The sequence below is a fragment of the Kitasatospora sp. NEAU-69 genome (genome assembly GCF_057158765.1).
Map to the genome: position 1 here is coordinate 1 of NZ_JBWXUE010000016.1, position 19,549 is coordinate 19,549.

At 68.2% G+C, this 19,549-nt stretch carries 18 protein-coding genes, 1 tRNA gene and 1 pseudogene; 10 read left to right on the top strand and 10 right to left on the bottom strand.

The window, feature by feature from the left end; genetic code table 11:
- Nucleotides 1–18: 18 nt before the first annotated feature.
- Nucleotides 19–870, bottom strand: a complete 852-nt coding sequence (locus AC060L_RS19785; protein WP_483799146.1) for an IS5 family transposase — start codon at nucleotides 868–870, stop codon at nucleotides 19–21.
- A 47-nt stretch (nucleotides 871–917) separates the two neighbouring features.
- A complete protein-coding gene (locus AC060L_RS19790) occupies nucleotides 918–1,949 on the bottom strand; it encodes a DUF2786 domain-containing protein (protein ID WP_483799145.1) in 1,032 nt (343 codons plus the stop codon).
- 523 nt (nucleotides 1,950–2,472) lie between these two features.
- On the opposite strand from AC060L_RS19790, the gene AC060L_RS19795 reads away from it, so the two are divergent.
- A complete protein-coding gene (locus AC060L_RS19795; protein WP_483800139.1) occupies nucleotides 2,473–2,820 on the top strand; it encodes a nuclear transport factor 2 family protein in 348 nt (115 codons plus the stop codon).
- A 50-nt stretch (nucleotides 2,821–2,870) separates the two neighbouring features.
- A complete protein-coding gene (locus AC060L_RS19800) occupies nucleotides 2,871–3,926 on the top strand; it encodes an aldo/keto reductase (protein WP_483800140.1) in 1,056 nt (351 codons plus the stop codon).
- A 114-nt stretch (nucleotides 3,927–4,040) separates the two neighbouring features.
- On the opposite strand, the gene AC060L_RS19805 is transcribed toward AC060L_RS19800, so the two are convergent.
- Nucleotides 4,041–4,799, bottom strand: coding sequence for a bestrophin-like domain (locus AC060L_RS19805; RefSeq protein WP_483800141.1), 759 nt, complete (start codon nucleotides 4,797–4,799; stop codon nucleotides 4,041–4,043).
- A 526-nt stretch (nucleotides 4,800–5,325) separates the two neighbouring features.
- Here AC060L_RS19805 and AC060L_RS19810 point away from each other — a divergent pair.
- The gene (locus AC060L_RS19810; RefSeq protein WP_483800298.1) at nucleotides 5,326–6,027 is read left to right on the top strand and encodes a 2-phosphosulfolactate phosphatase; all 702 of its coding nucleotides are present in this window, start codon (nucleotides 5,326–5,328) and stop codon (nucleotides 6,025–6,027) included.
- 117 nt (nucleotides 6,028–6,144) lie between these two features.
- Here the strand turns inward: AC060L_RS19810 and AC060L_RS19815 are convergent, their stop codons facing one another.
- The 3 genes from AC060L_RS19815 to AC060L_RS19825 all read right to left on the bottom strand — a co-directional run bounded on the left by AC060L_RS19815 (nucleotide 6,145) and on the right by AC060L_RS19825 (nucleotide 9,110).
- Nucleotides 6,145–7,629 carry a DUF8189 domain-containing protein gene (locus AC060L_RS19815; RefSeq protein WP_483800142.1) on the bottom strand — a complete coding sequence of 495 codons (1,485 nt, stop codon included), beginning with the start codon at nucleotides 7,627–7,629 and terminating at the stop codon, nucleotides 6,145–6,147.
- Between the two features lie 136 nt (nucleotides 7,630–7,765).
- Nucleotides 7,766–7,963: a hypothetical protein gene (locus AC060L_RS19820; RefSeq protein ID WP_483800143.1), complete on the bottom strand. Its 198-nt coding sequence runs from the start codon at nucleotides 7,961–7,963 to the stop codon at nucleotides 7,766–7,768.
- A gap of 418 nt (nucleotides 7,964–8,381) precedes the next feature.
- On the bottom strand, nucleotides 8,382–9,110 hold the full coding sequence (locus AC060L_RS19825) for an SDR family oxidoreductase (protein ID WP_483800144.1): 729 nt from the start codon (nucleotides 9,108–9,110) through the stop codon (nucleotides 8,382–8,384).
- 29 nt (nucleotides 9,111–9,139) lie between these two features.
- Between AC060L_RS19825 and AC060L_RS19830 the strand changes: the two genes are divergently transcribed.
- Nucleotides 9,140–9,292, top strand: a complete 153-nt coding sequence (locus AC060L_RS19830; RefSeq protein WP_483800145.1) for a hypothetical protein — start codon at nucleotides 9,140–9,142, stop codon at nucleotides 9,290–9,292.
- Nucleotides 9,293–9,309: 17 nt separating this feature from the next.
- Here the strand turns inward: AC060L_RS19830 and AC060L_RS19835 are convergent, their stop codons facing one another.
- Nucleotides 9,310–9,696, bottom strand: a complete 387-nt coding sequence (locus AC060L_RS19835; protein ID WP_483800146.1) for a hypothetical protein — start codon at nucleotides 9,694–9,696, stop codon at nucleotides 9,310–9,312.
- 667 nt (nucleotides 9,697–10,363) lie between these two features.
- Here AC060L_RS19835 and AC060L_RS19840 point away from each other — a divergent pair.
- The 3 genes from AC060L_RS19840 (at nucleotide 10,364) to AC060L_RS19850 (ending at nucleotide 14,652) form a co-directional block, all read left to right on the top strand.
- The gene (locus tag AC060L_RS19840) at nucleotides 10,364–11,380 is read left to right on the top strand and encodes a helix-turn-helix domain-containing protein (protein ID WP_483800147.1); all 1,017 of its coding nucleotides are present in this window, start codon (nucleotides 10,364–10,366) and stop codon (nucleotides 11,378–11,380) included.
- 286 nt (nucleotides 11,381–11,666) lie between these two features.
- Nucleotides 11,667–13,148, top strand: coding sequence for an NlpC/P60 family protein (locus AC060L_RS19845; RefSeq protein WP_483800148.1), 1,482 nt, complete (start codon nucleotides 11,667–11,669; stop codon nucleotides 13,146–13,148).
- A gap of 184 nt (nucleotides 13,149–13,332) precedes the next feature.
- Nucleotides 13,333–14,652 (top strand): transglycosylase family protein, encoded by a 1,320-nt coding sequence (locus tag AC060L_RS19850; RefSeq protein ID WP_483800149.1) that lies wholly within the window; start codon nucleotides 13,333–13,335, stop codon nucleotides 14,650–14,652.
- 150 nt (nucleotides 14,653–14,802) lie between these two features.
- Here the strand turns inward: AC060L_RS19850 and AC060L_RS19855 are convergent, their stop codons facing one another.
- Both AC060L_RS19855 and AC060L_RS19860 read right to left on the bottom strand, forming a co-directional pair.
- Nucleotides 14,803–15,396 carry a TlpA family protein disulfide reductase gene (locus AC060L_RS19855; protein WP_483800150.1) on the bottom strand — a complete coding sequence of 198 codons (594 nt, stop codon included), beginning with the start codon at nucleotides 15,394–15,396 and terminating at the stop codon, nucleotides 14,803–14,805.
- Nucleotides 15,397–16,149: 753 nt separating this feature from the next.
- Nucleotides 16,150–16,698, bottom strand: a complete 549-nt coding sequence (locus AC060L_RS19860; protein WP_483800151.1) for a GNAT family N-acetyltransferase — start codon at nucleotides 16,696–16,698, stop codon at nucleotides 16,150–16,152.
- Nucleotides 16,699–16,888: 190 nt separating this feature from the next.
- Here AC060L_RS19860 and AC060L_RS19865 point away from each other — a divergent pair.
- A pseudogene (locus AC060L_RS19865) lies at nucleotides 16,889–17,050 on the top strand (recombinase family protein); the annotation flags it as partial.
- Between the two features lie 38 nt (nucleotides 17,051–17,088).
- Nucleotides 17,089–17,424: a recombinase zinc ribbon domain-containing protein gene (locus AC060L_RS19870; protein WP_483800152.1), complete on the top strand. Its 336-nt coding sequence runs from the start codon at nucleotides 17,089–17,091 to the stop codon at nucleotides 17,422–17,424.
- Between the two features lie 282 nt (nucleotides 17,425–17,706).
- Here AC060L_RS19870 and AC060L_RS19875 read toward each other — a convergent pair.
- A tRNA-Arg gene (locus AC060L_RS19875) sits at nucleotides 17,707–17,779 on the bottom strand.
- Nucleotides 17,780–18,398: 619 nt separating this feature from the next.
- Here AC060L_RS19875 and AC060L_RS19880 point away from each other — a divergent pair.
- Entirely contained in the window at nucleotides 18,399–19,298 is a 900-nt protein-coding gene (locus AC060L_RS19880; RefSeq protein ID WP_483800153.1) for a single-stranded DNA-binding protein, read from the top strand.
- Nucleotides 19,299–19,549 lie beyond the last annotated feature (251 nt).

Sequence of the window (19,549 nt, forward strand, 5' to 3'; positions counted from 1 at the left end):
AGAGCGTCCGCCAGTAGGTCATCGGATGCGGGGGCTGTGGGGGCGTGTGTCCCAGCGGTGGGTGAACCATGCTCGTCGTATCAGGCTGCGGATGGTGACGATGGCCGTAGCCAGGGCGATGTAGAACTCGACGCACGCCCGGCGGCGCTCGGTGCAGCGGCGGAGCTTGCCGAAGTTGTTCAGCCACGAGTTCGTTCTCTCCACCACCCAGCGGCCGTCCGCCTGGATCGGGGTCTGCTGGCCGCGTTTGGCGATCCGCGGAGCGATCTGGCGTTCTGTCAGGTCCTCGTAGACGATGCGGTAGTCGTATCCGGCGTCCAGGCTGAGGCTGGGGTGCTCGGGCAGCGGGCCGAGTTCCTTGCCAAGGTCGCGGTACTGGTCGAGGGTCGTCGGAAGGAGCGTGTGGTCGCGGATGTTGGCCGGGGCCGGGTGAGTGACCAGCGGGATGCCGTAGGCCTCGGTCAACTGCGAGCGTTTGACGCCTTGTTTGGCACGGTCAACCGGGCTCCTGCCGGCGCATTCGCCTCCGGACGGTGCCTTGGTCTGGCAGCCGTCGGCAGCCAGATGCTCCAGCTCCAAGCCGACCATGCGGTCGTAAGCGGCCAGAGCCGCCAGGCGCAGGACCTCGCCCATCCCCAGGGCGATCCAGTGGTCCCGGCGGCGTCGGATCGTGGTGGCTGAGCAGGCCTGGTCCGCCACGCGCTCGTAGCCCATGCCGGACACCAGGACCAGGATGAGCCTGTCGAAGACCAGCGCGTCGGGGATGCGCGGGTTGTGGCAGCCCAGCGGGTGGTCGTCCCGGTGTTCCGGCAGCAGCGCGAGGAACTCCTTGCGCAGCGGATCCAGGATGCAGGCAGGAACGACAGGCACGAGCCCTCCCCGAACACGCGGACGTCACAGCGCCGCGCCCGGGCGGTTCAGCGCAGCGCGCCGGCCCTGGTGTGCAGTTCGGCCCGGTCGGCGGCGGCCGTGCCGTGGGCCCACCCCTCGCGGTCGTTGGCGTATGCCGAACCGTGACTGTACGACAGCTCGCCGAACAGCTCGTCCACCTGGTCGTCCACGGCTTCGGCCCGCGAGGCCAGCACCGGCAGCAGCCCTGCCGTCCGGCCGACTTTTCCGGCCGCCTTCACCGCCTGCTCGGCGACCCGCCCGAGCCGCTCCTCGATCCTGGCGGCGTAGGCCACCAGGAACGACTGCCTGAAGGACCGGGTGCGCGAGCTACCGTCCCCACGCTTGCGCGCGCCCGCCGCCTGCAGCGCCGCCTGGGCCTGGACCAGCAGCGAGGTGAACAGCAACTCGACCGCCTCCACATCGGAGGCGAAGCCGACCACCGTGGAGAACCCCAGGTTCCTCGACCACACCGTGCGACAGCGGTTCGCCTCCGCCACCGCCTGCAGCAGCACCACCTTCGGCTCCTCATACGGGGCATCCACCGCCACCCGCACCCCGCCCGGCGTCTGCCGCTCACCCCGCTCCACCGCCAGCAGCGCCATGTCGATGCTGTGCTGGGACATCAACTGCTGCGCCTTGGCCGTCAGCGCTTCCGCCTCCTCGGGGAAAGAGGTCGACTCGGCCTTCGCGAGCAGTGCCCGAATCTTGCCCAGCAGCGAAGACTCCACCCCGCCGGCCTCGACCATCCCAGCGCTGCCGGTCTCACAGGGCACCGGCATCAGCCGCGGCACCTCGGGAAGCCGGCTCAGCAGTTCGAACAGTTCAACGACGGCCCGTCCCAGCACCACCGGATCGCTCTTCTCCCGCGCGGCCGCACCGTCGACGTAGGCGTCGTCGTCACCCCACCACGCCGTAGCCGATGCCTCCGCAAGCTGCTCGGCCCAGCGATTGGGCAACCGCCTCGCCGGATACTCGCGGTGCTCCGCGGCGACCAGATCGGCGGCGATCCGCGCGTGCCGCACGGCCAGCTCCCGGCGTGCGACACGCACCACATCCATTGGCTGCCAGCCACGGTGCCACAGATCGTGCACCACCACTCCACCCACCTGGAGCACCGCACGGCCGATACCGCGCCGGGCGAACAGCGCAGCGGCTCGCTCAAGCGCCGCTGCGCGACGCCCGGCGTCTCCAGCCGGCACAGCACACAACCGTGCCATCGCCTCATCCAGGAGATCCGCGACAGTCCGCGCACCACCCGGCCGAGGAACGGGCCCGCCACTACCCAGGCAGAACGGATCACCGCACTCGCAGGAAGCGAACCCGAAAGCCGCCCCTTGCCCCGCCCCGCTCCGCCCTCTCGCGTCCCGCTGCTTCTTCTTGGCCCGCCGACGCTCCTGGTTGCGCTTACCCAACCCAGTTCCCCAAGCCCTCTATCGCTGTCCCACTGCCGATACCGAGCGTAGCGGCAAACCGGAGCACACCACCTGCCGACAACGGAACAGAGCACCAGCGCGAGCGATCACCGGACCTACTGGCGGACGCTCTAAGTCAAAAAGGCAACCCCATGGAAAGGAAATTGTCATGAGCAGGACTCCCCAGGAGGTTTTCGCCCACCACGTCCAGGCGCTCGGCGCCGGCGACCTGGACGAGATCGTCGCCGACTACTCCGACGACGCGGTCTTCGTCACCCCGGCCGGCACCAAGCACGGCAAGAGCGGCGTCAGGGAGGCGTTCGCCAACCTGCTCGCCGACGTGCCGAGTGCGGACTGGACCGTGAAGACGGAGATCTACGCCGGCGATGCCCTGCTCCTCGAGTGGGCCGCCGAGGCCGAGAAGACCAAGGTGGACGACGGCATCGACACGCTGATCTTCCGCGACGGCAAGATCCGGCTGCAGACGGTTCGCTACACCCTCCAGCACAAGGCCTGACCCTGCGGTTCCGCCAGCTGTGCGCGATGACAGAGAAGGGGAAGTGGCACATGCGATATACGACCTTTGGTCGTGCCAGCGGTCTTCGCGTATCGCGGTTCGCGCTCGGAACCGCGAACTTCGGAACCGCCTGGGGTGGAGGGGCCGAGGAGACCGAATCCCGCGCGATGTTCGAGCGGTTCGCCGAGGCGGGCGGCACTTTCATCGACACGGCCGACGTCTACAGCGACGGTGATTCCGAGCGAATGCTCGCAAAGTTCATCGCCGCCGACCGCGAGCACTTCGTGCTCGCCACCAAGTACGGTCTGGGCACGGGCGATGTGAAGATTTCCACGACCGGAAACAATCGCAAGAACATGGTCCAGGCCCTTGAGGGCAGCCTCAGGCGGCTCGGCACGAGCTACGTCGATCTGCTCTGGGTGCACTGGCCCGACCCGCTCACCCCGACCGATGAGATCATGGCCGGCCTCAACGATCTGGTCCGCGCCGGCAAGGTGCTCTATGTCGGCCTGTCGAACTTCCCCGCCTGGCAAGCCGCTCGCGCCGCCACGCTGGCGGAGCTGCGCGGTTGGGCCCCGCTCACCGCGCTCCAGTTCGAGTACTCGCTGGTCGAGCGCAGCGCCGAGCGGGACCTGCTGCCCATGGCCGACGCCTTCGGACTCGGCGTCAGCACGTGGTCGCCCCTGGGCGGCGGACTGCTCACCGGCAAGTACCGCCGGGGCGCGACGGGGCGACTGCAGGACTGGAACGGTGGCGTGCTGCAGAAGGAGGACACTCGGCAGAAGACGGAGACCGTCGATACGGTACTGGCGATCGCTGAGGAAACCGGGCTTTCGCCGGCCCAGGTCTCCGTGGCCTGGTTGCTCGGGCGGCAGCCGGCCGGAGCGGCCCCCCGCGTGCCGATCATCGGCCCGCGGTCGGTGAAGCACCTGGACTCCTACATCGAGGCTCTGAGCGTGGAGCTGACTGCGGAGCAGGTCGATCGACTCAGCCTGGCCAGCGCACCCGTCCTCGGAGTGCCACACGACGGTGTGGCCAATGCTGCCTCGACCTTGGTCGGCGGCAGCTTCGACGCCGTGCATCTGCCCTCGCTTCCGGTCCGCTGACTCGACTGTGTCGGCGGCGCGCGGCAACCGACGAAATCGGGTCGGAACTCACGCGCCGCCGACACGGTGCCCTTGAGGGCGAGGGCGAGGGCGAGGGCGAGGGCGAGGATGAGTTCAACGGGGAGGGGGGAGCCGCTCCAGGAAGACCTGCAGGGCCGTCGGCTTGACCTTCGTGACGCCGCCGAAGGGAAAGTTCATCTCCTTGATCAGGATCAGCGACAGCGCCACCAGCGCCGCCATGCTCAACACCATCAGCGCGTGGGCCACGGTGTTGGACAGCCCGAACAGGAAGGTGAAGCCGATCATCAGCACCGCGCCGGTGATCAGCGCCACCCACATGATCGACGGCACCAAGTTGCCTTCCTCGTTCAGCCGTTCGCGTCGCGCCGAGGCCAGGTCCTCGACGTGGCTGACCGCGTGATCGAAGAGGACCTGCTGGGCGGGAGTGGTCGGCTGGTAGGAGAACACCTCGTTCCGGATCTGGTAGACGAGTTGAGTGGCCGCCGGGCTGTTCCCGTGATCGGCCATCAGTGGCCACTCGGTGTCCCGGACGGTGTGGGCGTACGCGAGGGTGTTCTTCTCGATCTCCGCGCCAAGCGGTAACGGCATCGAGCGGGACACCCAGTACACCCCGGCCAGGGCGTCGGCTTCCCTGAAGGTGGTCTTCCGGGCCGCATCGACATTGCCCCAGACGGCGATGACGACAAAAGCCAGCAGGACGGCATAGAGAACCCCGACGCCCGCGAAGATGAATCCGGCGACATCGTTGTGGGTTTCCCGGCGCGGATGCGGGACGAAGTGCTGCACCAGCCACAGCCCGATGGCGGTGCCGGCCATGGAGACGACGAAAATGAGGACGTCGGACAGGCTCAATGCGGGCACTCCGGTGCATATTGCGGCATGGCCGTCCTTGGAATCCCGGTATCCTTCTCGAACAAAAATGACCGCTCTGGAACGGTTGCTCGGATTACCCTACGGGGCAGGAGATCCACCGGACAGTGGGTTCATGACAAATGGCTGGATCCGGGCAGGTCTGATCGTGGGGCGGTGTGGACCGGTTTTGGCTGGTGAGGCCATCGGAGCTGCTCGGGTGACTCGGTGCAGTGGGGGAGTGGAGGGCATGGAGAGCGTTTGGGGTGGTGCTGGGTGGGCTCCTGGGGTACTCAAACGTCGAAATGTGGCCATGCGCATGCAGCTGGGGATGGGCAAGGGCGTCCACCTTCTGTCTCATCTGTTCGATGGCGAACTATGGTGCTCTCGAAACCTCGGTTACAAAGAGTTGGGGCGGCTTCGGAAAGGCCATTCCGGGCGGCAATCCGTCCGCCTTCCAGGATGGCGACCCGGCCGACCGCGACTTCGTCCACCGGCGGCCTGAGTAGACTGCGTCAGCATGATCGGTATGGACGCTCGTTTCGTTGGTATCGCTGAGCTGGTCGAGCCCCCGTCCGTGGCGGTCGTGGTCGACGTCATGCGTGCCTTCACGGTGGCCGCCTGGGCCTTCTCCCAAGGGGCGGAAAAGATCGTTCTTTCCGAGTCGCTGGACGAAGCTCTGGCGCTCAAGGCCCGCCACCCGGAGTGGGCGGCACTCAAGGACGGTCCGCCCGCGCCTGGGTTCGACATGGTCAACTCGCCGGGCCTGCTGCGGTCCGCCGACCTTCGCGGACGCACCGTGGTGCAGAAGACCACCGCAGGAACGGTCGGCGCCCTCGCCGTCAAGGACGCCTCGTTGGTGCTGTGTGCCGGCTTCGTGGTGGCGGAGGCAACCGCCCGGCTCCTGCGGACACGCAAGGGCGACAGCGTCACGTTCGTCGTCACCGGGGAAGACGGACAGGCCGACGAAGACCTGGCGTGCGCTCAGTACATCGCTCGCAGAGCCGTCGACGATGGGGCGGACGCTGCCGAGTTCCTTCGCCGCGCGGCCAATTCGCGCGCCGCTGCCGAGCTCGCGGAGGGCGTGCGCCAGGGAGTGCATCCCGATGACGTTGCACTCTGCCTCGAACTCGACCGGTTTCCCTTTGCCATGGTGGCGGCCCTGGAAGACTCGCTCATGGTCCTGCGTCCCGTGCCCTCGCAGGCCGACGACACCGCCGCCGCGATCTGATCAGCGAGCCGACACCCGGTCGGGCATCCGGCGACGCCGGTGGCTCGGTGCGGCACCACGTGCTGCGGCCGCGTCGAGGGTTGACGCGGCCGCAGCAGGTTTCCGGGTGATGGGCGATCAGTAGGGAAAGCCGCCGATCGCGACGGCGCCGGCCTGGAAGGTGGCGGCACCGTTGGCGCCGGCCAGAGCCCTCCAGCCCTGCCAGCTGCCCGAGGGAGTGAAGCGGATGTTGTGGTAGACGGTGCCGTCGGGTGCTTCGGCGAGCACCTGGGCGCTGCCATCCGCGATGGCGGCGATGGAGACCTTGGAGGCGGAGAGGCCGAGCGAGTTCCAGCCCCGCCAGGTGCCGTCCGGGTAACGGATGTTGTGGTAAACGTTCCCGTCGTTGCCCACCGCGACGAACTGGGCGGAGCCGCCTGCGGGCATGCCGGCGGCGGCCACCGAGGACGCGCTGAAGCCGAGCGAGTTCCAGCCCTGCCAGGTGCCGTCCGCGTGACGGATGTTGTGGTAGACGTTCCCGTCGTTGCCCACCGCGACGAACTGGGACGAACCGTCTGGCAGGCCCGTGATCGCGGCCGAGCCGGCCTGGAAGGTGGCGGCACCGTTGACGCCGGTCAGAGCCTGCCAGCCCTGCCAGCTGCCCGAGGGGGTGAAGCGGATGTTGTGGTACAGCGTCCCGTCCGGTGCCATCGCCAGGACCTGCGCCGATCCATCCGGCATCGCGGCGATCGAGACCTGCTTCGCGGCCAGGGCGAGCGGCCCCCAGCCCTGCCAAGTTCCGTTCGCGTAACGGATGTTGTGGTAGACGTTCCCGTCGTTGCCCACCGCGACGAACTGGGCGGAGCCGCCGGGCATGCCCGCGACGGAGACCGAGCTCGCGCTGAAGGTCGACGCGCTGCCATAGCCCAAGACCGGCTGGAAGCCACTCCAACTGCCGTCGGCGTTGCGGACTTCGTGGTAGATGTTGCCGTCGTTGCCGATCGCCGCGATCTGCGAGCTCTGGTTGGTCGAATGGGAGACGGGAGCCGGGGCGCCGGGCACGGAAACGTAGCCGATCACCCACATGTCGTAGGACTGGCCGGGGAAGAGGTGCTTGGTCGGGTCGAACGGGTAGCCGCCGTTGTTCTCGTCGGCGTACACATGGCTACTGGCCCAGTACGGGCTGCCGCTGCCGCCCTCGTCGCCACCTACGTCGGACAGCAGACCGTTGGCGTAGTTGGTGACGATGGCGATGTGGCTGCCGGTGGGGTACTGGCTGGACCCGTAGACCACCGCGTCACCCGGTTGCGGAGTATAACTTCCGTTGTTGGGGTGGTAGTTGGACGTACTGGTCCAGTCCGGGACGTAGCTCGTCATCCAGCTCTGAGTCGCGACCCCCTCCTGGTTCCAGACCCGCTGGACGAAGTCGGCGCACCAAAGCTCGCTCCACGGGCCCATGGTGTGGTCAGCCCCGATGTAGGAGGTGGCCTTCGTGGCGATCGCCTGATTCAGCGTGGTCGCCGAGGCGCCGGAAGCGTTGAGTGTGCACAGCCCGAGGGCCCCTAGTGCCGCGCAGCTGAGCGTGGCGGTGAGGCGGGTGGCACGGGTACGGAGCGAGCGCATGGGATTCTCCAGTGCGGAAGAGTTGATGGTCCGATGGCCTGACGGGCTGTGGAGAGAGCGAGCTGTCAGATCAGTACTTCGGCGGTGTCGGGCGGGCGGGGGTTCGGCGTAGCGGCGGAACTCGATTCCCGTCAGCTCACCAGCACGCCGGGCACGGCAGGCTCTGGGGCGTGCTGGTGTCCTGGACGCCGGTGACCGTGTTGTTCGGGGCCGCCGCCGACTGGTCCTGCGCGGTGGCCGCGCCTGCGGCCCCGGTCACGGCGGCCCCGAGCGCTAGGGCGAGCGTCGCGATACGCAGGGCGGTGCGGGTACGGGTGCGGGCGCAGGAAGGCATGGCGGTATCCCCGTTCGGCATGGTCGTGGTGGGCTTCGGTCCTGGGCCAGATCCTGGTCCCGGAGCCGGACTTCGCCGGTCCCCGTTCTGCTTCCCGGCTGCTGAACAAGAGTCTGGCCGCGGCGTGCGGCGCCCGGAAGCACCGCACGGTGGCACTGGGTGGCCTGGCACCTTGTGTCCACCCGGGCCGTGAAGGAAAGCCCTGCTACGGGGCCCGGACGGACAGCAACTGCTCGCCGAGGACCTCCGGGCACGCCAGGCCGAGCCGCGATCGGCCGAACTCGGGCTCAGCCGACACTGGCCTGCGGGTGGCTCCGGAGTTGGGAATTCGGATCGCCCGGTCGGAATACCTGCCCGGTCCGGAGCTGTGGCGCGTTCTGCGGACCGGGCATCAGCCGCCGCTCATGGAGCGGATCGCTCAGACCTGTTCGAAGTGGAAGGACTTGATGAAGCAGTCACGGGGCTGGGCGACTGCGAAGAGGATGCACTCCACGAGCGAGTGAGCGGTAAGGGTGTCCTTGGAACCGCGTGGGGTGGTTTCCCACTCTTCGGAGAGCGGGTCGGCGTTGTCGAAGTCGGGCGGGTAGAGAGATATCACCCGGACTCCTTGCGGCCGCAGGCGCTTGGAGAGGATCTCGGTGAACCCTGCCTGGGCGCTCTTGGCTGCGTAGAAGGCGTCGTGGGCGCCCGATCGGTGGTGACCCGGTGTTCCGCAGGTGGAGACCATCGTCACCACATCGGGCTTGTCCGAGTTGAGCAGGAGAGGCAGGAAGCTCTTCGTCGTCAGGACTGTGCCGGTGGCGCCGGAGGCGATGGTGTCGACCACGTCGGCGTCGGTTGCGGACAGCAGGTCCGATCCTTGGAGCCAGCGGGAGCCGTTGTTGATGAGCACGTCGATGCGGTCCGTGTGTTCCGCCACGCTGGAGGCGAAGTCGCGGATTGAAGCGGGGTCGGTCAGGTCGCAGGCAAAGGCGTGCACCCGCTGGTGGCCGCGGTCGCGAATCTCGTCGCGGACTCGTTGAGCGGCCGCGAGTTCGCGTGCCGAGAGGAAGACCTCTGCGCCGAGGTCCGCGAGGCGGATGGCCAGGGTTCGCCCGAAGTCCCGGCCGGCGGCCGTGATGACGACCCGGTGGTTGTCCAATCTCATGGTGTGGCTCCTGGATCGTGGATCGGTTGGTGCGGTGCATTGCGCTGGCTGACCCGGGCGACCTGGCCGACCTGGCCGACCTGGGCGGCGTGGGCGCCCCAGCCTCCGGCGGCAGCTCGCTGCCACTTCACGGCGACGGTGATGTCGATGCCGAGGGTTCGGGCGAGGACAGCGGCGGGTGACCGTCCGCTGATCGATCTCATCGGGGTCGCGCCGCTGCCTTGCGTAGGAGCTCCCCAGAGGTGCAGGTCTGGTCGGGGTCCATGACGAGAAAGAGGTTGAAGCCCCAGTCATCGCGCTGCACCGCCACGCTGACGTCACACCCCTCGGCGGTGCCGGCAGCGGTCGTGTTCAGCGCCAGCGTGAACCAATCACCCTTGGTCGCCGAATCGGAGGCGGTGTAGCTGCCCGGCGCGCCGTCCTGCACCAAGAACTGCCATGCGGCGTCCGGCACGTCCACAGAGCACGTGGTGTCGGGCACGGCATGGTTGAGGCCACTCACGGCCGCACTGTGCCCCTCCGCCAGGTGCAGCCGGGCGCCGGCTGCGTTGCCCCAGTCGCCCACCAGATCGGCCTGCCCGATCACGGCGGCCTGGCCCCCGGCACCCGCACACGCGGTGCACCCAAGGAGTAGACACCCCAGCACCATGGTGACCCGCCGACCTCGCCGGCCGGTCTGATGCGTCCAACGGCGCTCTCCGGAACCTGCCTGCGGCGCATCCTTGTCGGCCGCCGCCGAGAACCCGCGTCCCGGTTCCATGCGCTCCCCCCGGATGTCAGAGCTGCAACGTATGGCCACGTGCTGGACCAGCCGGGAGTTAGCTTGTCAGACTAATTGAACGTGTTCAATCTACGACTCCGATTGGCGGAGCCGGGGTGGGTCGGGCGGACCGAGACGCGCAACGCAGCGTTCGTGGGCCTGCTGGTCAGCACGGGACTGCGAGGCTGAACCGCGTATCAAGCCGGCCACCCATCACCCGCTGACCAGGCACTGCCGACCTGGTGGTGATGTCACATAATCATGGGGCATCACAGCCTGCCTTGGCCGGACCCGACATTGGTGCCGCTGAAGCTCGGCAGCATCGCGGATACCCACAGCGGAGCGGGAGTTTGAGTGGGCGTCAGTCGGGACCGGTTCCCGGCAGCCACCTTGCAATCGGCACCCTTCCGCTCGGGTGAGTTGTCACAGGACTCGTCGAACTCGGCCGGGGGGGCTTGCCGCGACGAGGGAAGAACCTGAAGGGGGAGCGGAAATGGCAGTGACAACGGGGGGCGTGTCCGGGAGTGAGGGTGCCTCCGGGAGCGAGGAGTTCGACTACTGGCGGGAACTGATCGGACAGACGCGGGCCAGCGAGGTGACCAGTGCCCACGCGGACGACTTCAAGGCGGAGATGCGGCGCCTGGAACTGGGCCCGGTGAGCCTCCTCAGGACGTCGTTCCCGGCAGCGCGGTTCCAGCGGACCGCGGCCATGGCGCGGCGGTCCGATCCGGGCGTGTACAACCTGACGCTGTTGCTCGACGGAGGCATGGCGCTGACGCGCGGCGCCGGTCCGACAACGACGTTCGGGCCAGGTGACCTGCATATGATCCACAGCTCGCAGCCGTTCGACCTGCGGGCCTTCGGCGCTCGCGCCACCGGCCGGGAGGACCTCCGGGTCGAAGCAGTGGGCGTCGACTTCCCCGAGTCGTTGCTGCCTCTGCCGCCACACCGACTGCGCGACCTGCTGGGCCGGGGGTTCTCCGGGCAGGAGGGTGTCCCTGCGCTGCTCTCGGACTTCCTCGTCGGCCTGGACCGACAGGCCGCCGTCCCGGGAGCTGCCGAGGCGCCCCGTCTCGGAACGGTCCTGGTCGACCTGGTGACCGCCTGGGTGGCTCGGGAGCTGGACGCCGAGGCCGCAGTGCCGGAGGACTCCCGGCGGCGGACCGTGGTCGAGAACGTCCGGGCGTTCGTCCGACGGAACCTTCACGACCCCGAGTTGTCTCCATCGGCGATCGCCACCGCACACCACATCTCCGTCAGCTATCTGCACCGCCTCTTCAGTGAGCAGTCGCAAGGCGAGACGGTCGCCGCCTGGATCCGCCGCCAGCGGCTGGCGAAGGCACGCTGCGACTTGGCGAACCCCGCGCTGGGCACGATGTCGATCCACGATGTCGGCGCCCGCTGGGGCATCTCCCGCGCCTCCGACTTCAGCCGCGCCTTCCGGTCCGTGTACGGCCTCTCGCCCAGCGAGCACCGGCATCAGGCACTGTCCGGGTGCGCGTGCGAGTAGACGCAACGCCAAGGAACCGTCGACGCAGCGCCAACACGGCCGGGCGACGCCCTGACATCCTCAACGAGGAGCACAGCGACGGCATGCCGCTCCCCACTCGCGCCGGACCGGTCGGCTGAGCGAGCGCAGGGGGACGGCACGGGTCGATGGCTCGGCACGCCGCAGGGGAGCGTGCCGGGCCGGTCGGCCGGCTGAGTGACGCTCACCCCCCTTGCCTGGCCGGCGTACCGGCCTCCGTTCCGCCCGCCCGCCTTCCGGCTTCCCCGCCTTCCCGAGGAGTTCTGCCATGTCCGCTCGCCTAACCAAGATCACCCGTATCGCGCTTGCCGCCTCCATCGTCCTGGGCGGCGCAGTCAGCACTGCGGTCATCGCCCAGCCTGCCGCCTACGCGGCCGGCAGCTCGGTGGTCGGTGGTCAGATCACCCGCTCGGAGGTGATCGCTCGGGCCCAGTCCTGGCTGGGGCTGCCCATCAGCTACGACCAGGGTGGCGCCTACCCCGATCAGCAGGGCAGGAACTACCGGACCGACTGCTCCGGCTACGTCTCGATGGCCTGGCACCTTGGGGCCGACCCCGACACCCATACTCTTGCCGACTCCTCCTACACGCACTCGATATCGCGGAGCGACCTGGAGCCCGGTGACATCCTGGACGACACCGACGACCATGTGATCCTCTTCGAGAAGTGGGATGACGCGGCTCATAGCACCTTCTCCTACTACTCGTTCGGCTCGACGCCGGTGAAGCACATGCAGAACGTCTCGATCAACGCCGCCAAGTTCGACAGCCACTCCAACAGTGCTTACATCGCGCTCCGGTACAACAACATCGTGGACGACCCGGCGCCGACCCCGACTCCTCCGCCGGCTCCGACGTCGCAGGTGGCGTTCCAGACGAGTACGACGGATCTGTTCACGCGGGATTCCTCGGGTGCGTTGACGGACACGGGTGAGGGGATGAGGGCGGGCACCAGCCCGGCGGTCGCGGGGTTGTCGGACGGTAGTTATCTGGTGGCGTTCGAGGCGAACACCAACGACCTGTTCACGCGTAGTTCGTCGGGTGCGTTGACGGATACGGGTGAGGGGATGATGGCGGGCACGAGCCCGGCGGTCGTTGGGTTGCCTTCGGGTGGTTACGAGTTGGCGTTCCAGGCGAACACGGGTGTGCTGTATGTGCTGAGTTCGTCGGGTGTGCTGGTGAACACGGGTGAGGCGATGGACCATGCTTCGAGTCCGGCGATCTCGGCGAAGCCGGATGGGACGTTCGAGGTGGCGTTCCAGGCGAACACGCACAACCTGTTCACCCGCGACACCGCCAGCGGTCTCGTGGACACGGGTGAGGGGATGATGGCGGGCACCAGCCCGGCGATCGCGTCGGTGCCCTCGGGTGGATACGAGGTGGCGTTCGAGGCGAACACCACCGGCCTGTTCACCCGTGCCTCCAATGGCGCACTGGTGGACACCGGTGAGGGAATGATGCGCGGCACCAACCCGGCCATCGCCGTTCAGGCCGACGGCAGCTTCCAGGCCGCGTTCCAGGCCAACACCGGTGACCTGTTCACCCGTGACTCCTCCGGAACCCTGATCGACACCGGCGAGGGCATGATGGCCGGCACCAGCCCGGCGATGGTCGCGCAGTCCGACGGCAGCTACCTGGTGGCCTTCGAAGCGAACAACAACGCGCTCTACCTCCGCGCTTCGAACGGCGGACTCCTCAACACCACCGAGGGCATGGCAAGCGGCACCAACCCCGCCATCGCCGGCCACTGATCGAGCACTCGCAGCACTGCGGTCCGTCCGCGTCCCCGCCTCACGGCCGGGGCGTGGACGGACCGTCTCTCAGCCATGACCGCTCACCGGCCTGGTGACACCGCCCCAGGCCACCCACCCCGCCTCTCCCCGTCGCGCTCGCGACGGAACCTCTGCCGCCGGCACCTGCCCGAAGGACTGACCCATGCCCGAGAACAGCAAGAAGAAGACGCTCGCCGCGTTCCTCGCCACTGCCGCCGCCGTGAGCGTTCCGCTGCTGTCCGCTGGAACCGCGCACGGCGCATCCGTCAGCACCTGGGAGAAGGTCGCCGCCTGCGAGAGCGGCGGCGACTGGAGCATCAACACGGGTAACTCCTACTACGGGGGCCTGCAGTTCAACGCAAGCACGTGGATCGGCTACGGCGGGGCCGCCTACGCTCCGCGCGCCGACCTCGCCACCGAGAAGCAGCAGATCCTGATCGGTGAGAAGGTCCTCGCCTCCCAGGGCCAGAACGCCTGGCCGCACTGCGGCCCATTGGTCGGCCTCGGCGCCGACCACGCCAACCCCTACCCCGACCCGACGCCGACCCCCACGCCCACTCCGACCCCGACTCCTCCGCCGGCTCCGACGTCGCAGGTGGCGTTCCAGACGAGTACGACGGATCTGTTCACGCGGGATTCCTCGGGTGCGCTGACAGACACGGGTGAGGGGATGAGGGCGGGGACGAGTCCGGCGATCGCGGGGCTGTCGGACGGTAGTTACCTGGTGGCGTTCGAGGCGAACACCAACGATCTGTTCACGCGTAGCTCGTCGGGTGGGTTGACGGACACGGGTGAGGGGATGATGGCGGGCACGAGCCCGGCGGTCGTTGGGTTGCCTTCGGGTGGTTACGAGTTGGCGTTCCAGGCGAACACGGGTGTGCTGTATGTGCTGAGTTCGTCGGGTGTGCTGGTGAACACGGGTGAGGCGATGGACCATGCTTCGAGTCCGGCGATCTCGGCGAAGCCGGACGGGACGTTCGAGGTGGCGTTCCAGGCGAACACGCACAACCTGTTCACCCGTGACACCGCCAGCGGTCTCGTGGACACGGGTGAGGGGATGATGGCGGGCACGAGCCCGGCGATCGCGTCGGTGCCCTCGGGCGGCTACGAGGTGGCGTTCGAGGCGAACACCACGGGCCTGTTCACCCGTGCCTCCAATGGCGCGCTCGTGGACACCGGCGAGGGAATGATGCGCGGCACCAACCCGGCGATCGCCGTTCAGGCCGACGGAAGCTTCCAGGCCGCGTTCCAGGCCAACACCGGTGACCTGTTCACCCGTGACTCCTCCGGAACCCTGATCGACACCGGCGAGGGCATGATGGCCGGCACCAGCCCGGCGATGGTCGCGCAGTCCGACGGCAGCTACCTGGTGGCCTTCGAGGCGAACAACAACGCGCTCTACCTCCGCGCTTCGAACGGCGGCCTGCTCAACACCACTGAGGGCATGGCAAGCGGCACCAACCCCGCCATCGCCGGCCACTGACCCGAACGCCCGGGACACCATCACTGCGTCCCGCAGCCCCCGCCCGGGGGTCGCGGGACGCAGTGGCGTCCCTGCTGGTGGACGGAGCGCGGCCCTGCTGGGCGGCGGTGCATGCCAGTCGGATACCAAGCAATTTCCGGGAGACTGGGGTCATTTCTCCGCAACGATCGGGTCGAGCGCCGAAGCAAGGTCGTCGGCGCTCACAGCGTGCATTGCCCGGGCTGCAAGCCGACCCCGACGATCAACTATCAATGTGTCAGGCAGAAACTGAGGGTCGAAGATCCCTTTGGGGAATTTCAGGAGCTGCACGCCATCGGGGTCATAAAGGCTCGGGTACGTGATGCCGTTGACGTCCTCGAACCGCTTGGCGTTCGTGCGATCGGTGTCGCGAGTGTTGATTCCCAGGAACTCTACGTCTTGTCCTTTGTACTCTTGATAGACCCGTTCGAGGCCGCTTGCCTCCGCCCGGCAACCAGAGCACCAGGAGCCCCAGATATTGATCACGACGATCTTTCCCTGGTAGTCCGGGAGTGCGAGCTGCTTGCCCTCCAGGTCGGTTCCAGCGATCCCAGGGGCTGACTGCCGGGAAGCTGGCGAAACCGTATCAAAGCCGCCCTTTCCTGCGACGAAGCCGGCTTGTGAACCCGCACCCGCCGAGGCCGATGAGCTGCAGCCGGCAAGCGTGGCGGCGGCTGCCAGCGATGTGACGAGAGCTACCAGGCGGGGGTGTGGGGTGGCAGACATGGGCCAAGTCTCGCACGGGTGTTGACGATTCCTCAGAGAGGTCCTGCCATGTTGGGCCAACGGACCAGGCGATCCGCTGCTGATCGCCGTGCCGGTAGCTGCAATCAGCATGCGGTCACGTCGCATCGGGGAATATTGCGCTGCGTGTCACCGATCAGAGCCTGCATCCGAAGCGCTGGCATCAACGTACTTTCAGGGCCTGCCTCGGGAAGCAGGAATGGGTCTAGCGGGATGCGGGATCAGCCCGTATCTCGCTGGTGGGTCAGTCATTCCCGTAGGGATTGGCGATCTCGCTGGTGTAGTTTCCTCGACCACGACGTAGATTCCGGTGGAATATGAGCCGCCGCCCGACGGGGACGGTCCGTAGACGTGCCCGGAATAGCAGCTGTCGGTACTACCGGCTTCTACAACACCCGACGCCGGCTCAGTGAGGCTGGTGGGCCTACCGCCCGCGGAGTTCGAACGGATCATCAGCAAGACGCAAGCCAGGGCCTGTCATGAGACCAAGGCCGCATAGCGGAGGACTCCACGAGAGCGTTCGTGCGAGCGGTTCTTCGGGCACGTCAGCGTCGGCGGTCGCCGCGTGCACCACGAGGACTACGGGCTCTCTGTCATCGGGCCCGAGGGCCTGGCCTGCGCTAGCTCGAACGGCGCCACTATGGGAAGTGGCGCGACGTCGTACTCGTCGAGCGCAGGAGCCCCACCCTGTCCTGAACAAGCACGATGGAACGAGCGCACTGGGCCGCTACTCGCCTAGGCCCTGCTCGCTGACCACTCCTGCTCCAGGATCGAGTACGTGATCGAGTCCCGCCAGGCGCCGTTGACGAAGACGTGGTCGCGGATCCGCCCGTCCTCCGTCATGCCGACCCGAAGCAGCGTGCGCGCTGAAGCCTCGTTGAGCGGTGACCGCGCGGCCCAGATCCGGTGCAGGCCGAGGACCCCGAAGCCCAGCCCGCACAGCAGCCTGACTGTCTCCGTGCCGAACCCCTTGCCCCACACTGCCGGGTGCAGGGCGAAGCCGATGGTGGCCGCCTGCTGGGGCTCGGTCGCCAGGCGGGCGTAGCCGATCAGTTCGTGTTGGTCGAGCTTGGTGACGGCGAGGCAGAACTCGCTCCTCGGGTCGTCCTTCGCCGACGCGATGGAGCGGTCCACGATCAGCTGGACCTGCTCGGGCGTGCGAGGTTCGAAGCTGAGGTGCCGGGTGGCTTCGGGGTCGCCGTAGATCGCCAAGAGGGCGTCAGCGTCCTCGAGTTCGACTTCGCGCAGCGCCAGACGGGAGCCGGCCAGGTGAACTGGTGTCATGGCTGCGGAGCCTACCTCCGCGGTCACCGGATGAGGGCCGACGGGGGGAGGCGGTGAAGGCGGTCACGGAGATCGTCCGGCTGCGGGTGTTGAGCCGGCTGAGCTACGCGGCGATCGCGGCGCAGCTGGGTGCGGACGGCGTGTCGTACCCGCCGCCGGTGGCGAACCGGCCGGATGCCACGGCCGGGCGATGGACCCCTCGACGGTGCGCGGAATCCTGGAGAACCCGAAGTACATCGGCTACCAAGTGTGGAACCGCCGAGCCCGTAAGAGGGGTGGGAAGAACAACCCGCCCAGCGAGTGGGCCTGGTCCCCGCAGCCGACCCACGAGCCGCTGGTCACCCGGGAGATGTTCGACGCCGCCGTTCCGTGCCCGGCACACGCAGTGGCGTGGAGCAGAGCTCGCACCCGGCCACCGGGTGCAGCTACCTACTGCGCTCCTACGTGTGGTGCGGCTTCTGCGGGCGGCGGATGTTCGGGAAGTTCCGTAAGGGCTCGGAGTACTACGTGTGCCAGCCCAAGAAGCAGGTCCATCTCAAGGGGCCCTGGTACGAGGCGCACCCGAACGCGGCCTGGGTGAGCGGCACGGCGCTGACCGACCTGGTCCACACGTTCTTCGCCTTGCGGGCCCTCGGACCGGACCAGCTTCAGGGAGCTCGAGCAGGCTGCCCAACTGCTGCGCAAAGAGCTCAAGGGCCTTCAGGTGGAGCGGGACGCTGGTGCTGAGCCGCAGGACGCGAGCCTGCTCGACGCCATCCCCGGCTCCGCACTCGCCTGGCCGAGGTACCGGAGGAGCTTCAGCGCGAGCTGTGCTTCAACCGGAAGCGGCGTGAGGTGGAGCTCCAGGTCACGATCGCCCGGGCTGTGGCCGGTGGGCTCCTGGGGTTGGCGGACCGGGTCGGCTGGTCGAGCCCGGCGAGCGGGTCCGACCGGCCGGCGGTCGGCCTCGGCGATCACGACCACGATCGCTGTGACTGTGGCAGATCCAACGACCAGCCATGTTCTGTGTGCCCCCGGCAGGACTCGAACCTGCGGCCAAGTGCTTAGAAGGCACCTGCTCTATCCGCTGAGCTACGGGGGCGGGGTTTGGGCGTGGGCCCGGGGTGAGTGGGGCGTTGGTACGTCCGGTGGCTCATCCCTTGGGGCGGGGTGGGGGTTGATGAGGTCCTTGCCCTGCCGGGGACAGGATAAGGGGGCGTTGCGGTCTTGCTTGGCTTTCTGGTGGAGGAGCGGGTGTGTCGGCCTCGCGAGAGCGGTCTGATAATCGCAGGTGCATGCTCGCGGTGCAGCGTTCCGGGGTCTGTTGCCGCCGGACGTTGTGCAGTCGTTACGGCGCTGTCTCCTCACCCGTTATGGACTTGGCTTGCTGGTTGCGGGGTGTGCAGGGAACGTGACGGTTGAGCAGGGGCGGAGCCGGGGGGGATTTTGGTTCCTCCGGTCGGATGACGTGGACAGAACGCACCTGATGCCACTCGTTCAGGGGTGGGGCGAAGGGGTGTGGGCGGGTTGTTGTCATGGACGCAGAATGTTTCGCGTGGGGGGTCGGGTGAATTGCAACATCATAGGCTTGCAAAGTTTTCCACAGGGGTTGGGTTATCCACAGAATTCCTTTCTCTTCTCGTGTCGGATTCGGAATGCCGGAATCATCATCTGTGACCGGTCGATTCGGTAGGTCGCAGATGTGATGCGGAGGGTATGCCATGAACGAGACGCTGGTGACGATGATCGGGAATGTTGCGTCGACGGTCAGCTACGGCCAGACGCCGAACGGAGTCCCGACCGCGAAGTTCCGGCTTGCGGCCACCGAGCGGCGCTACGACCGGGCGCGGGGCGACTGGGTCGATGGCGAGACCAACTGGGTCAACGTGGTGGCCTGGCGCTGGCTCGCGGCGAACGTGGTGAGTTCGTTGAGCAAGGGGGAGCCGGTGGTGGTCTGTGGGCGGCTGAGGGTTCGTGAGTGGGAGGACGGCGGCAAGCGGAGGTCCGTGGTCGAGATCGACGCTCGGACGGTGGGGCACGACCTCGCGCGGGGGACGTCGGCGTTCCGCTGGGCGGTGCGCGGGCGGACGGGTGCGGCGCCGGTGGGTGAGGTGGCCGTGGGTGAGGCGGTGGGGCGGCCGGCCGGGCCGATGGGTTCGGGGGGTGATTGGCCGACCGGGGGCGAGGCGCGTGGTGACGGATGGTTCGGGGCTGAACCGGCGGCGCGTGAGGTGGTGCAGCCGGTCGGTGAGGCGGTGCCGGAGTGGATTGTGGAGGCGGTTCGGGCGAAGCGGGCCAGTGATGCCGCGGCGGCGGTGGCGGTTGGGAAGGTCGGTGGCGGGGCCGGCGGAGGAGTCCAGGAGGCCTTGCCGGCAGGCGAGTTGGTGATGGGCGGAGAGGGGTCCGCGGCTACTGGCGGGGCTGGTGGGAGTGAAAGGACTTCGGGGGCGGCGGGTGCTCGGAGTCGGCGGCGGGCGGCCGGTGGCGCGGGGGAGGGCGTCGCGGCGGTGAGACCCGCTCGGGGTGCGCGGGCTGCTGGAGCTGGAGGGCGGGAGCGGGAGTCGGGGCAGGGGGAAGGGGAGGTGGTCGAGGCGGAGTTGGTGGGCGTCGAGGGTGAGTAGGGGAGAGGGAGAGTGGGTGAGCCTGGGCGGGGCTCGGGGCTGCGCCAAGTGCTTGGGGGGCACCTGCTCGATCCGCTGAGCTGTGGGCGTGGGCCAAGGGAGAGTGGTGAAGGAGAGTGGTGAACCGGAGGCGACACCGGCTCGGGTGGTCTGGGCGGCCGGCGGACCGGGTGGACCCGGCGGGCGGGTGGTGGTGACCGATGGTCGGACGGTCGCGGGGCCCGCCGGGGTGGCCTGGCGGACGGGGCGTC